The organism is Pseudomonas sp. McL0111 (assembly GCF_052567255.1).
In genome coordinates, this window is sequence record NZ_CP199585.1 from 5,417,079 (window position 1) to 5,430,991 (window position 13,913).

The 13,913-nt window shown below is 60.3% G+C and carries 13 protein-coding genes; 6 read left to right on the plus strand and 7 right to left on the minus strand.

Annotated elements, in window-relative coordinates; genetic code table 11:
• On the minus strand, positions 1-1,080 hold the full coding sequence (locus ACTWLJ_RS24560) for a hypothetical protein (protein WP_445178819.1): 1,080 nt from the start codon (positions 1,078-1,080) through the stop codon (positions 1-3).
• A 286-nt stretch (positions 1,081-1,366) separates the two neighbouring features.
• Here ACTWLJ_RS24560 and ACTWLJ_RS24565 point away from each other — a divergent pair, with 286 nt between their 5' ends.
• On the plus strand, positions 1,367-1,639 hold the full coding sequence (locus ACTWLJ_RS24565) for a hypothetical protein (protein WP_445178820.1): 273 nt from the start codon (positions 1,367-1,369) through the stop codon (positions 1,637-1,639).
• Between the two features lie 72 nt (positions 1,640-1,711).
• On the opposite strand, the gene ACTWLJ_RS24570 is transcribed toward ACTWLJ_RS24565, so the two are convergent.
• Positions 1,712-2,773, minus strand: coding sequence for a hypothetical protein (locus ACTWLJ_RS24570; protein WP_445178821.1), 1,062 nt, complete (start codon positions 2,771-2,773; stop codon positions 1,712-1,714).
• Positions 2,774-3,002: 229 nt separating this feature from the next.
• Here ACTWLJ_RS24570 and paoA point away from each other — a divergent pair, with 229 nt between their 5' ends.
• The 3 genes from paoA to paoC are packed head-to-tail and all read left to right on the plus strand — an operon-like array spanning position 3,003 to position 6,774.
• The gene (gene paoA / locus ACTWLJ_RS24575) at positions 3,003-3,626 is read left to right on the plus strand and encodes an aldehyde dehydrogenase iron-sulfur subunit PaoA (protein ID WP_445178822.1); all 624 of its coding nucleotides are present in this window, start codon (positions 3,003-3,005) and stop codon (positions 3,624-3,626) included.
• Positions 3,623-4,579 carry an FAD binding domain-containing protein gene (locus ACTWLJ_RS24580; RefSeq protein WP_445178823.1) on the plus strand — a complete coding sequence of 319 codons (957 nt, stop codon included), beginning with the start codon at positions 3,623-3,625 and terminating at the stop codon, positions 4,577-4,579. Before paoA ends, ACTWLJ_RS24580 begins: the two co-directional genes overlap by 4 nt.
• Positions 4,576-6,774, plus strand: coding sequence for an aldehyde oxidoreductase molybdenum-binding subunit PaoC (gene paoC / locus ACTWLJ_RS24585; protein ID WP_445178824.1), 2,199 nt, complete (start codon positions 4,576-4,578; stop codon positions 6,772-6,774). The genes ACTWLJ_RS24580 and paoC overlap by 4 nt, the downstream gene beginning before the upstream one ends.
• A 108-nt stretch (positions 6,775-6,882) precedes the next feature.
• On the opposite strand, the gene ACTWLJ_RS24590 is transcribed toward paoC, so the two are convergent.
• The gene (locus tag ACTWLJ_RS24590) at positions 6,883-7,359 is read right to left on the minus strand and encodes a (R)-mandelonitrile lyase (protein ID WP_445178825.1); all 477 of its coding nucleotides are present in this window, start codon (positions 7,357-7,359) and stop codon (positions 6,883-6,885) included.
• Between the two features lie 97 nt (positions 7,360-7,456).
• Here ACTWLJ_RS24590 and ACTWLJ_RS24595 point away from each other — a divergent pair, with 97 nt between their 5' ends.
• Positions 7,457-8,350 (plus strand): LysR substrate-binding domain-containing protein, encoded by an 894-nt coding sequence (locus ACTWLJ_RS24595; RefSeq protein WP_445178826.1) that lies wholly within the window; start codon positions 7,457-7,459, stop codon positions 8,348-8,350.
• Between the two features lie 9 nt (positions 8,351-8,359).
• Here ACTWLJ_RS24595 and ACTWLJ_RS24600 read toward each other — a convergent pair whose 3' ends face one another.
• The 3 genes from ACTWLJ_RS24600 to ACTWLJ_RS24610 form a co-directional block, all read right to left on the minus strand.
• Complete coding sequence (locus tag ACTWLJ_RS24600) at positions 8,360-9,604, minus strand: OprD family porin (protein WP_445181410.1); 1,245 nt, start codon at positions 9,602-9,604, stop codon at positions 8,360-8,362.
• Between the two features lie 172 nt (positions 9,605-9,776).
• Positions 9,777-10,256: a DMT family transporter gene (locus ACTWLJ_RS24605; RefSeq protein WP_445178827.1), complete on the minus strand. Its 480-nt coding sequence runs from the start codon at positions 10,254-10,256 to the stop codon at positions 9,777-9,779.
• 13 nt (positions 10,257-10,269) lie between these two features.
• The gene (locus ACTWLJ_RS24610; RefSeq protein ID WP_445178828.1) at positions 10,270-11,670 is read right to left on the minus strand and encodes an amidohydrolase family protein; all 1,401 of its coding nucleotides are present in this window, start codon (positions 11,668-11,670) and stop codon (positions 10,270-10,272) included.
• 113 nt (positions 11,671-11,783) lie between these two features.
• On the opposite strand from ACTWLJ_RS24610, the gene ACTWLJ_RS24615 reads away from it, so the two are divergent.
• Entirely contained in the window at positions 11,784-12,677 is an 894-nt protein-coding gene (locus ACTWLJ_RS24615) for a LysR family transcriptional regulator (protein WP_445178829.1), read from the plus strand.
• On the opposite strand, the gene ACTWLJ_RS24620 is transcribed toward ACTWLJ_RS24615, so the two are convergent.
• Positions 12,674-13,870, minus strand: a complete 1,197-nt coding sequence (locus tag ACTWLJ_RS24620; RefSeq protein WP_445178830.1) for an MFS transporter — start codon at positions 13,868-13,870, stop codon at positions 12,674-12,676. The two genes, ACTWLJ_RS24615 and ACTWLJ_RS24620, sit on opposite strands and share 4 nt — an antisense overlap.
• Positions 13,871-13,913 lie beyond the last annotated feature (43 nt).

A 13,913-nucleotide genomic window follows, 5' to 3' on the forward strand; every position in this document is an offset into this window, starting at 1 on the left:
TCATTCTCCTTGTACGTTGGGTTCGATCTGCTGAGTAGTCGATTGCGGCGGCTGCCATTCGACAGGAGTGACGCCCGACCCGACCGACGGTTGTTCATCACCGCCCAGACTGCGCTCGACCTGCCCCGCCATGTGCAATGTGCCGGCCATGACCCCGGTGGTCGGGTTCTGCACCAGTTTCAGCCAGGCCTTGTCGAAGGTGTTGCCCAGGCTGCTGCGAATCAGCGCTTCGCTGTCGGGGCGGTCATTGGCCTGAATGATTGCGCGGATGCCCACGACACCGACCGATATCAACCCGCCGACGAGTTTGCCCGCCGCTGCCGCCACCGCGCTGGCGGCACCGCGTGGGGCCATTTCCGACTCCATGCGCTGGCTCGCACGCTTGGCCACCGGGGCCATGCCGGCGTCGGTCGAGGCAATGCCTTTGGCGCCGCCATCGGTGTGGATCTTGTCGATCAATGCCGCATACGCCGGCAAGGTATTCAACGGCGTGGTGCTGATGATCTGATAAAGCGACGCATCCCTTGCCGGTGGCGGGCCAAGGGCAATCGCCGGGACTTTCTGCAATCGTCCGTTGAGCTGCGCGACAGGTACGCCATAGCGCTGGGCGATGAGCGGCATCTGCGCGGCCATCTGCTTCGCATAGAACTCGGTGGACTGACCGAGGATCGCATCCGGGTCGATCTCCACCGCCACCGGCGCCAATACCCTTTCCTGATATTGCTCAAGCAGATACGACGCTAGTCGAGTGGCCGACGCATCCTGCTCGCCACCGGCATTGATCGTGTACCAACTGACCTTCATCGACAGCCATTCCTGGGTCCAGTAGCTGCTGAACCACGGGATGAAATTTTCTTCAGTTTGCTCGTAGACGCGAATGCGCCAATGTTCCATCGAACCCCGGGCAAACAGTTTGGTTTGCTCGGTGGCTTGCTGTGAGGCGCTGACGATGTCGCGGTCAATTTGCTGCCAGGTCGCGGACGAGACGACTACCGCAGGCGCCGGCGCCGGGGCCCGCGCTGATGTGGCGCAGCCAGCCAAAAGCAACGGTGCGGCGATGGCCAGCGCACGCAGATTCACGGTGGCGGCGTCCTTGATTGAGAGGTGGCGGATTTGAGTATAGGTGTGTCAGTTGCCATTGATGCTGGATGTACCGGCGTCTTCGCGAGCAAGCTCGCTCCCACAGTGAGCTGCGCCATCCACACAACCCTGTGGGAGCTGGCTTGCCAGCGATGAGGCCATCAAACACACAGATATCTCTCAATTATCACTGTCATCGATATTCACCATCGCGACGATTGCCTTCCGCCGCAAAAGCATCTGGCTCAGGATTCACCCATCCGAGACGCAACGAGGAGTACATATCATGATTCGCACCATCAATCTCTCCGTGAGTTTCCCGGACTTCGGCAGTAACTATTACGATCAACAAGTGCAATCACGCAAATCGCCTGCGCTGGTGTTCAACGAAGATTTCGAAGATCTGCTGATGCCCGCCGCCACCAATCATTTCAGCAATGAAGTGGTCGGCATCAATGATCAGTTCCGCTTTCTGAGCGACATACTCGCCACCCATTTGCTGGACATCGAGGCTCCTGCGCCTACGCGTACCAGCGTCCGGGCGAGCGCTCATTTTTAATTTCCCCACATGAAAAAGCCCGCTGACCATTTCGGCTCAGCGGGCTTTATTGACCGGGGATGACGATACCTGTCAGCGCTTCCAGCAATCGTCCAGTCGCGAGCAGACGTCGTACTGTGAGTCCATTTTCGCCATACGCTCGACGTGCTTGTTAATGGTTTCGAAAGTCACCGCTTTCGACGCTTGAAAATAGAACACGATCATCGACTTCTCTTGTTCAACAGGTACTGCATTGCCACGCTTGCCTGACGTGTCATCGACGCGCGCCCACTCTTTCAATTTCTTGTCGTCAATACTGCGCAGGAACTTTCGATATTCGTCAGAAGTGCGCTGCAACAACTGTGTCATTTTGGTCGCGTTGTCTTCATCAAACTTGATGAGATTCTGGCGATACAAGGCCCAGTAATCATCCGGCATGGAAAAGCCAAGCTTGGCCTTGCGTTCACTGATCAATACATCAAGTGCCTCTGAAGATAATTTCGCTTCCGGCTGCTTTTTCGGATCAGTCTGGGCTATGAACATGGCGCTGCCGTCGATGATCCTGTCCATCAGGGCTGTGCGCTCTGGTGTATCCGGCAGCAACTGCGGTGGTTTCGAGGAGATCGGGTTGCGACTGCAGGCCGGCGGGCCACCACTGTCAACCATAAGCGGGGTACGCACGTCTTTACCGTCAATCCGTTGCAGACGCTGAACCAGTGCTAAGCACTCGTTGCCAGTCAGACTGAAGGCCACTTCGTACTCGGTACCGCGCTGAGGCTTGAAATTAAACCCCGTACCGCAAACCAAGTAACCCGCCTGGGTATTGATATGCAGATAAACGTCTTTTTCGGGTGTCAGCTTGATTTCGAGATAGCCGCGGGCCTTTTCCGGAGGCGCTACGCTCATACCCACACGACGCGGACTGTCGGCGAGGAACAGGTTGTTCAAGATGCCCGTAGTCAGATCATCGCAATGCTCGGCATCAAAATAACTCATCGTGGCATTGTCCGTGCTGGCCACAAAACGCAGTTTGGCAGCGTCAGCCTCCGTGGCGTCCTGATAGGTTCCCACCGGTGCGCAACCCGCGAGTAAACAAGCAGTAAACACAGAGCTGAAAAGTGCAGGGAAAGAACGCAGAACAGAAGCGACGAGCATGTTCATCCTTGAGAGAGCTGGCTAAAAAAACGGCGATGCTACTGAATTGCCACTACCGCGTCCACCCCAGCGCAAACAGGCCGCTGGATTGATTCATGAGTCTTGCGCATAACTCTATGACGTAAATCCGACAAAACCTTTTCCTTTCTTCAACGGTCACTCCTAGAACGAGACTGGCAAACACGCCAGCAACTTCCTGCCGTCCTGATGAAAAGAGAGGAATCGAACCATGACGATTTCCCGACGCGGATTTCTGATCCTCGGCGCCGTGACCGCCACCGTATTCGCGATGCCGCCGTTCATCAGCCTCAAGGCCTACGCCGCCAATCTGGAGCAACCGATGAATGTGAAGGTGACGATCAACGTCAACGGCAAGCCGCGCGAATTGCAGTTAGACACCCGCACTACCCTCCTCGACGCCTTGCGTGAACACCTGCATCTGACCGGCAGTAAAAAAGGCTGCGACCACGGCCAGTGCGGTGCGTGCACGGTGATTGCCGATGGTCGGCGCATCAACTCGTGCCTGAGCCTGGCGGTAATGCAGGACGGTGCAGAGATCACCACCATCGAAGGCCTCGGCATGCCGGATAACCTGCATCCGATGCAGGCTGCGTTCATCAAACACGACGGTTACCAGTGCGGCTATTGCACGCCGGGGCAGATCTGTTCGGCAGTGGCGGTGCTCAAGGAAATCCGTGACGGCATTCCCAGCCACGCCAGCCCCAGCCTCACCGAGCCACCGCAACTGATCGCCGCTGAATTACAGGAGCGCATGAGCGGCAATATCTGCCGCTGCGGCGCCTACTCGAACATCATCGAAGCCATCAGTGAAGTCGCGCAGGTGCAATCATGAGAGCGTTCAACTACAGCCGCGCCGACTCCCCCGCAGCCGCTGCCGCGCTGGCCGCGCAGGTCAATGGTGCCAAGTTCATTGCTGGCGGCACCAATCTGCTGGACCTGATGAAGCTCGACATCGAAACCCCGCTGCATTTGATCGACATCAATCACCTGGGGCTGGATCAGATCGAAGCCACGCCCGAGGGCGGTTTGCGCATTGGGGCGCTGGTGCGCAACACCGATCTGGCCGCCGACAGCCGTGTCAGAAAAGACTATGCCCTGCTCTCCCGCGCCTTGCTCGCCGGGGCCTCGGGACAATTGCGCAACATGGCGACCACCGCCGGCAATCTGCTGCAGCGCACCCGCTGCCCGTACTTCTACGACACCCATCAGGCTTGCAACAAACGCAATCCCGGCAGCGGCTGCGCGGCGATTGGCGGGGTCACTCGGCAACTGGGCATCATCGGCGTCAGCGACGCGTGCATTGCCACCCATCCGAGCGACATGGCCATCGCTATGCGCGCACTCGATGCGCAGATTGAAACGGTCAAACCCGATGGCAGCACGCGCAGTATCGCCATGGCGGATTTTCATCAGTTGCCGGGCAACACGCCGAACATCGAAACCAGCCTCGGCGCGGGCGAATTCATCACCGCGGTGACATTGCCGGCACCGGTTGGCGGCACGCACATTTATCACAAGGTGCGGGATCGTTCGTCGTATGCGTTCGCGCTGGTTTCAGTCGGTCTGATCCTGCAAAAGGACGGCAGCGGCCGAGTCGCTGTCGGCGGTATCGCCCCGAAACCGTGGCGCGTCGAAGCGGCGGAATCATTGCTGCCCAAAGGCGCAAAAGCGGTCAGCGAGCGCTTGCTCGACGGCGCAACACCGACCCACGACAACCAATTCAAACTGACGCTGGTCGAGCGCACGCTGGCCTCGGTGTTGGCTCAAGCGAGGGACGAGGCATGAAATTCGAAACGCCGGCCACGACCAATCCGATCGACCAGTTGAAAGTGGTCGGCAAACCTACTGAGCGCATCGAAGGTTCGCTGAAAACCTGCGGCCAAGCGCCCTATGCCTATGAGCAGCATGAAGCTGTTGCGAATCAGGCTTACGGTTTCATGGTCGGTTCGGCCATCGCCAAGGGCCGCATCGCCAACATTGATCTGGATGAAGCGAAAGCCGCGCCGGGGGTGCTGACCATCGTCACCGCCGCCAACGCCGGCAAACTCGGCAAGGGCAAATACAACGCCGCGCACCTGCTGGCCGGCCCCGAGGTGCAGCACTATCACCAGGCGGTGGCGCTGGTGGTCGCTGAGACCTTCGAGCAGGCGCGTGCCGCCGCGCAATTGGTCAAAGTCGATTACGTCGCAGCCAAAGGCGAGTTCGATCTGGCCAGCGTGCGGGATCGTGGCGTCGAGCCCAAAGACGAATTGCCGGACACCCGCCACGGCGATTTCGACAAGGCATTCGCAGCGGCGCCGGTGCAGTTCGATCAGACCTACACCACACCCGATCAGTCCCACGCGATGATGGAACCGCACTCCACGCTGGCGGCATGGAAAGGCGATCAACTGACCCTGTGGACGTCGAACCAGATGATCGCCTGGAGCGTCGGCGACATCGCCGCCACACTCGGTTTGCCCAAGGAAAAAGTGCGCCTGATTTCGCCGTACATCGGTGGTGGTTTCGGCGGCAAACTGTTCATACGCGCCGATGCGATCCTCGCCGCACTCGGCTCACGGCTGGCCGGCAGACCGGTCAAAGTCGCACTCGCCCGGCCGCAAGTCGCCAACAACACCACCCACCGCCCCGCCACCATCCAGCGCATCCGCATGGGCGCAACGGCGGACGGCAAGCTCACCGCCATCGCTCACGAAGGCTGGTCGGGCAACCTGGCTGACGGCAAAGTCGAACTCGCGGCGCAACCGAGTCTGTTGTTCTACGCCGCTGAAAACCGCCTGGTCAGCATGCGCTTGGCGCCGCTGGATCTGCCCGAAGGCAACGCCATGCGCGCCCCCGGGGAAGCGCCGGGGCTGATGGCGCTGGAAATCGCTATGGACGAGATGGCCGAGCAGCTCAAACTTGATCCGGTGCAGTTCCGCATCCTCAACGACACACAGGTCGATCCGGTGAAAACCGAGCGGCCGTTTTCCCAGCGACACCTGATCGAATGCCTGCAAACCGGCGCCGAGCGTTTCGGCTGGGACAAGCGCAACGCACAACCGGGCAGTCGGCGCGAAGGTCGCTGGCTGATCGGCATGGGCGTCGGCGCAGCGATCCGCAACAATCTGCTGGTCAAATCCGGCGCACGGGTGCGCCTGGAGCGCGACGGCAAGATTACTGTGGAAACCGACATGACCGATATCGGCACCGGCAGCTACACGATCATCGCGCAGACCGCCGCCGAGATGCTGGGCGTGGGTCTGCATGACGTGACGGTGCATCTGGGCGATTCGAATTTTCCGGTGTCCGCCGGGTCTGGTGGTCAGTTCGGCGGCAACTGCTCGACGGCCGGGGTGTACGCCGCGTGCATGAAACTGCGCGAAGCGATCACCGACAAACTTGCGATGGGAACGGGCGAAGCGGAGTTCGTCGACGGTCAGGTGCGCCTTGGCAACAAGAGCGTGGCGCTGCGCAGTGCCGCGCAGAACGGTGCGATAGAAGCTGAGGACAGCATCGAATTCGGCGACCTCGCCAAGCAGTATCAGCAGTCGACTTTTGGTGCACATTTCGTTGAGGTGGCGGTGGATGCAGCGACCGGCGAAGTGCGTGTGCGACGGATGCTCGCAGTGTGTTCCAGCGGGCGGATTCTCAACCCGAAAGCGGCACGCAGCCAGGTGATCGGCGCGATGACCATGGGCGTCGGTGCGGCGTTGATGGAAGAGCTGGCGGTGGACAAGCGGCTGGGGTTTTTCGTCAACCATGATCTGGCTGGATATGAGGTGCCAGTGCATGCCGACATCCCGCATCAGGAGGTGATTTTCCTTGAAGAGACCGACCCGATTTCATCGCCGATGAAGGCCAAGGGGGTCGGTGAATTGGGGATTTGCGGCGTGAGTGCGGCGGTGGCGAATGCGATCTATAACGCCACCGGGGCGCGGGTGCGGGAGTATCCGATTACGCTGGACAAGATTCTTTCGTCATTGCCGGAAATGATCTGAAGAACACCTCGCCCCATGTAGGAGCTGCGGCACGCTGCGATCTTTTGACTTTTGTTTTTAAAGATCAAAAGATCGCAGCGTGCCGCAACTCCTACACGGTTCGCGTGGTTATTCGGTTCGCGGATACTGCGCGTCGCCCACCTGCTCCATCCAATCCACCACTTTGCCGTCCAGCACTTCGGCAATCGCAATATGCGTCATGGCGGTGGTCGGCGCAGCACCGTGCCAGTGCTTCACGTCTGGAGCGATCCACACCGTGTCGCCCGGACGAATCTCGCGCAGAGGTTGCCCCCACTCCTGCACAAACCCGGCGCCGGCAGTGACAATCAACGTCTGCCCTAACGGATGGGTATGCCACGCCGTCCGCGCGCCCGGTTCAAATGTCACCGTCGCGCCACTCACTCGCGCCGCGTCGCTGCCCTTGAACGGCGCATCAACCCGCACGGTACCGGTGAACCAGTCCGCCGGGCCTTTGGCCGAAGGTTGCGAGCCGTTCGGCGTGACGGTCACACGGGCCGGTTCGCTGGCCTGTGCATCGGCAGCCAACATGGAAAGAGTCAAAGCGCAGGCGCTAATCGGGTTCATGGGTGTTTTCTCCATTAGGAACAGACCCCACTTTAACCACGCGTACTCTTCAGATAATCGACTAGAATTCGAAAAAACTTATGCAGGACATTCATCAATGCTTCGAGAAAACGCCAGTGACCTGCTCGCCTTCCTCGCCGTGGCGCGTGAACGCAGTTTCACCAAAGCGGCGGCCAAACTTGGTGTCTCGCAATCGGCGCTTAGTCATACGATCCGCAGTCTCGAAGCACGTCTGGGCCTGCGCCTGCTGACGCGCACCACGCGCAGCGTCTCGCCCACCGAGGCCGGTGAACATCTGCTGCAAACCATCGGCCCGCGCTTCGATGAGATCGAACTGGAGTTGACCGCCCTCAGCAACCTGCGCGAAACCCCTGCCGGCAAGATCCGCATCAGCGCCACCGATCACGCGCTGGACTGGCTGTTGCGCCCGGTGCTGAAGGTATTTCTCGCCAAGTACCCGGATATCTCCGTAGAGATTTGCTGCGACTACGGTTTCGTCGATATCGCCGGTCAGGGATTCGACGCCGGCATACGGCTGGGCGAAGACGTCGCCCAAGGCATGATCGCCACCCGCATCGGCCCGGACATGCGCATGGCGGTGGTCGGCTCGCCGGCCTATTTCGCCAACCGCGCCCACCCACAAACACCCCGCGACCTCACCGATCACGCCTGCAACAATCTGCGCTTGCCGACCAATGGCGGGCTGTACACCTGGGAGTTCGAAAAAGACGCCGAGCGCCTCAAAGTGCGCGTCGCCGGACAAATCACCCACAACGGCGTTTACCCGTTGCTCGACGCGGCGCTAGACGGTTTTGGCCTGAGCTACATTCCGGAAAACATCGTCGCGCCGTATCTGGCCGACGGTCGTCTGGTGCAAGTGCTGGAAGACTGGTGCCCGACATTCGCCGGTCATCACCTTTATTACCCGAGCCGACGTCAGGCAGCGCCGGCATTTGCCTTGTTGCTGGAGGCGCTGCGTTTTCGTGGCTGATGAGCGGGTTCACCACAGCGCTTTGGTGTAGGTCAGCAGAATCCGCGTTTCATCGGCATCGCGACTGAACGACGAGCGATAAGTCGCGTTGCGCACACGCAAGGCGAGGTTCTTCAGCGTGCCGCTCTGGAACACGTATTTCACTTCGGTGTTGCGCTCCCACTCCTCACCCGTCTTGCCGGCAACCTGGGCGTGATCGCCGTCGACGTAACGACTCATGAAGGTCAGACCCGGGATGCCCAGCCGCTCGAAATCGAAGTCATAGCGCACTTGCCAGGAACGCTCTTTGGCTTCGGCGAAATCACCGATCTGCGCGTAGTTCACCAGATACGCATCACTGCCTTCGACATACGGGAAGGCACTGTCACCGATCATTGCCTGATAACCCACGCTGACTTTGTGCCCGCCGACGGCGTAACCGACCATGCCGTTTAGCGACTGATTGCTGATCATTCCAGCCTTGGCCGCGCCCTGGCTTTCGCTGGAGAAAAACCGCAGATCACTGCTCACCGTGCCCGCCGCCAATGGGCGCGCATCGGTCAGTCCGACAAAGTGCTGGTCGTAGACATCACTCAGGGACGCGTAGTGATAACTGAGTTTGAGGTTGTCATTCAGTTGCCGGTCGACGCCGAACAGATTCAGATGTGCGCCTTGCGCATTGGTCGCGAAGCGGTTGTTCTTGTTGTTCAGGGCAATCGGTTCGTAGCTGGTGTCGTTGCGGCCCTTGACCCGGTCCAGTTGCCCGGCAGTCAGCACCACGCCAGGCAGATCCTGCGAAGTCAGCAACGCACCCCGAAAGGTTTGCGGCAGAATCATTCCGTCCTGCGGACGCAGCGTCGGCAGGATCGGCATCAGCGATCCGACCTTGAGTTCGGTCGCAGCGACCTTGACCTTCGCCGTTACCCCGAGCTTGCCGTACTCGCTGGCGGCACGACCGTCACTGCGCACCGGCAACAATCCGCTGCCGGCGCGATCCGGACTGGAATCGAGACGCACGCCGACCATGCCCAGCAGATCAACGCCGAACCCCACCAGCCCGGGGGTGTAACCGGATTCGAACTTGAACATCAGGCCCTGCGCCCACTCTGCGCGTTTCGATTGCTGGGTCGAAGGACCGTCGCGAAAGTCACGATTGAAATAGACATTGCGGGTTTCGAATGAGGCGTGGGAATCAGCGAGAAAATCCGCATGCACTCCGTTGCTGAAAGCTGCCAGCAGCAATGCGCTGGCGAGGGTCGACAATCCATTGCGCATCCCGAAATCAATGAATGCAGACACGGCGACACCTATCATGTTGAATCAAAAGGCATACGGAATCCTTGTGGGAGCTAGCCTGCTGGCGATGGCGTATTGTCAGTCGCCACAAATGTTGAATGGGCTGACGCCATCGCGAGCAGGCTCACTCCCACAGGGGGAGTTTTGTAGATCAGAAAGGCCTGGCCAGCAGCGCGATCAAGCGTTCGCCAAACAGCGTCAGTGCCACGCCCAGCAGTACCACCGCCGCGCCGGCAATCTTGATCGACGCGGCCGGGCGTACCACCGCGCCGAGCCAGCCGAAGTGGTCGATGGCCACCGAGGACAACAACTGCCCGGCAATCACCAGCACCAACAGATTCGCCAGACCGATTTTCGGCGCCAGCCACACGGTGCAGAAAATCGCCCCGGCGCCCAGCACTCCGCCCACCAGCCGCCAGCCCGGTTGCGCCGGGATCACGCTCAACGCATCCCCCAGGCCACCGCGCAGCCACGCCAGTGCGCCAAGCACCAGCATGCCGCTGAGAAACGAGTAGAACGCCGCCGCCAATGTGTTGCCGGTCATGGCCCCGGCCAGTTGACTGTTAACCGCCGCTTGCACGGCTATCGCCACGCCGGCCAGCAGGGCCAGAGCAAAGGAAATCAGGATCATGACCGCTCACCTCTCAGTGCGAATGCAGCGGGGCGAAATGCTCCGCGAAGGGATCAGGGCTGTAGCCGGCAGCGTTGAACAGATGGCTGCGCGATTCTTCGGTGGCACGGTCCAGTTGCTCGCGGTCCACGCCCAGCACCACACCCGCCTGTTTGCGGATACGCCCGGCGATGATCACCGTGTCGATATCGCCACGTTCGGCGGCATGCACCACCGTGCCGAGGGCGTTGTTGGACGGATAGACGCTGAGGTTGTCGGTGCGGATCAGCACGATGTCGGCCTGTTTGCCGGGCGTGATGCTGCCGATGTGCGCATCGAGACCGGCGCAGGCTGCGCCGTCGAGGGTGGCGGCTTTGAGCAGTTGCGCGGCGCTGACCAGATCAGGCGCAGGCTGACCGTGGAAACGCGCGCTGTGTGCAGCGGCACGTTGCAGGTAAAACGCCACGCGCATTTCGCCAAACATGTCGCCGCCATAAGAGCTTTCGTTGTCGACGCTGAGCCCCGGCTGCATGCCGTGATCGACAGCTTTTTGCCAGGCGAAAACCCCGTCCTCCAGACCGTAATGCGCATCGGAGCGCGGGCAAACGTTCACCTTGACCCCGGCGTGACGCAGGATCGACCAGCCCTGATCCGGCAGGCAGGTGCAGTGGTTGAAAATGTTGTCCGGGCCGAGCAGACCTTCTTCGTTCAAAGCCTCAAGTTCCGCCGCCATACCGGCGCCGAAGAACTCGGTGACGATGTTCAGCCCCAGCTCTCGGGCGACCGCCCATTGTTCGCGGTCGATCTGCGCCATCATCGCCAGGGTCACCAGCGAGTCGGACGAGCGTGAATATTTGTCTTTCAGACGGCGCAGATCGCCCGGCCACTGGCTGGATTCCCACTCCCCCGACAACGGCGCGCCCGGCGCATGCACGGCGCGGATGCCAGCATCCTGCAAGGCGTCGATGGCGGCGTCGGAATGCGCACCACTGCGGGCGTTGTGCGAGTTGTCGATGATGGTGGTGATGCCGGCATTGATCGCCCCCAGCGCCGTCAGCATGTTGCCGACGTACATGTCTTGCGGACGGTAGTATTTGGCGAACGAAAAATGCGTGGCGTTGCAGTAGTCTTCCAGCGTCGGCGAGTCGGGATTGATCCGGCGCAACTGGCCTTCCCACGCATGGCGATGGGTGTCGACCATGCCGGGAATGACGATCATGCCTTTGGCGTCGATCATCTCGGCGTCCGGGGCCTCCAGGTTGCGTCCGACTTCGACGATCTCGGTGCCACGGATCAGCACATCGCCTTCGGCAAAATTGCCCAGTCGCGGGTCCTGGGTGATAAGGGTTCCGCCCTTGATCAGCAGCAAGCGTTGCGCGTCGGGCAATGGTTTGAGTGCGGAAGTCAAAACATCAAAATGGGCATTGAAAGACATGGAAGGCTCCTCGGTAGCGGTCGGCGCATTGGCCTGTAACCGCATTGTCTGACCGGGAAGCTTTATTTAGAATGCCAAAACATCTACAAACATTGTGAAGCTGGACATATATAATGCGCGATCAAGAGTTCGGCCATCTCAGGGCATTTTTTGCGGTTGCCCGCGAGCGCAATTTCTCTCGCGCCGCGCAAGCACTGGGCGTCTCGCCTTCGGCGCTGAGCCAGACCATCAAGGGCCTGGAAGAGCGCCTTGGCGTACGCCTGCTCAACCGCACGACGCGCAGCGTGTCCACCACCGAAGCCGGAACCAAGCTCTTCGAACGTCTGGGCGAGATTTTTTCCGACCTCGACGCCGCGCTGGAGCAACTCAACGACTATCGCGACACACCGGTCGGCACCTTGCGTATCTGCGCGCCGCAGGTGGCGATGCTGCATTTCATCCAGCCGATCCTGCCGGCGTTTCAGGCTGCCTATCCGGATATCAAACTTGAGCTGACCACCGACGACAGCACCGCTGACATCGTCGCCCAGGGCTACGATGCGGCGATTCGGCTCGGCGAGTTCATCGAACAGGACATGGTCGCGCTCAAACTCAGCGAACCACTGACGCAGATCGCCATCGCTTCGCCGCAGTATCTGCACGACAAGAGTCGCCCGCACCAACCCGCTGATCTGTTGCAGCATCGCTGTGTGAACTGGCGCCGCTCCGGCGAAACCGGGCTGTACAAATGGCGGTTTTTCCGCGACGGGCTGCCGTTCGAGTTGAGTGTGAAGGGTTCGCTGGTGGTCAGCGATTGCGCCGTTGCGTTGCAATCGGCGCTGGACGGGCTGGGCATTACCGTGTGGATTCGCGAGTGGATCAAGGACGAACTGGACAGCGGCGCGCTGGTGGCGCTGCTGGAAGAGTGGTCGACACCCTTCCCCGCGTTCTACCTGTATTACCCAAGCAACCGGCAGATGTCGTCAGCGTTGCAGGCGTTTATCGGCGCCTTGCGCAAGGCGCACTAAGCGACACTGGCGCCGCGCAGATTCGGGCGCTGACCGGCGCCGCCGTAGAACATCGCCTTGGCGCCAATGGTGATCAGCGACAGCAGCGCGAAGATCAATCCGCACCAGATCGTCCCCGGCAATCCCCAAGTGTTTATGAACACCCCGCCGATCCACGAGCCGAGGGCGATCCCGGCATTGGCCGCCGACACATACAGACTGGTGGCGAACGAATGCGCCTCGGGTGCGGCGCTGGTCAGCCACATCTGCGTAATGATCATGCCGCTGGTGTGAATGGCCCCCCAGAGCAACACGATCGGCAGCATCGAACCGATCGAGGCGCTGCCGAAGCTCGCCAGAATCAGATAAGCGCCGCTCAACAGAATCGGAAACAGCAACGCCGTCGCCACCAAATGACTGCCCAACATCCGCCCCGCCAGCAAATTACCCAGTACCCCGCCCACACCGAAAATCACCAGCAGAAAACTGATGGTTTCGCCGTCCAGCCCGGTCTGGTTTTTCAGGTACTCGGCGGCATAGCTGTACACCGCAAACTTGGTGGTGAACACCAGCACGGTGGCGATGATCGCCAGCCACACCGGTGGTTTTTTCAGGATCGACAACTGGCTGGCGAAGCTTTCCGGTGCGGTGTTCTGGCGCGGCAATTTGAGCAGCAGCCCGAGCCCTGCCAACAACGTCGCGACAGCGCAGAACAGAATCGAAGCCTCATAAGAAAAACGCCCCGCCACCCACGCGGTAATCGGCACGCCGAACACCAGACCGAGGGTGGTGCCGATGAACGCGACCGTTGTGGCGTGGGTTGCGCGCTCCTTGGGGTACAGCGAAATCGCTGCGGCAAACGCCGCCGAAAAGAACACCGGGTGCAACATCGCCGGAACAATCCGCAGCGCCATCAGCGTCGAATAGTTCGGCGCATACGCGGAAAACACGCTGCTGAGGGAGAAGCACAACAGCGCGCCGACCAGTACTTTCTTGCGGTCGAAACGCGAAAATACCAGCACCAGAAACGGCCCGGAAATCGCCACGATGAAGGCAAACAAACTCATCAATAGCCCGGCCTGGGCAACGCTGACGCCGAAACGCTCGACGATCAGCGGCAAGATGCCGACCACGCCGAGTTCCAGGGTGTACAGCCCAAACAGGCCCAGAATGATAAAGGGCATGACGGACATGGGATGCGGGGAACGGGTCATAAGGATTCATCACAGAGAAAGAAAACAACACACTTCCCCTGTG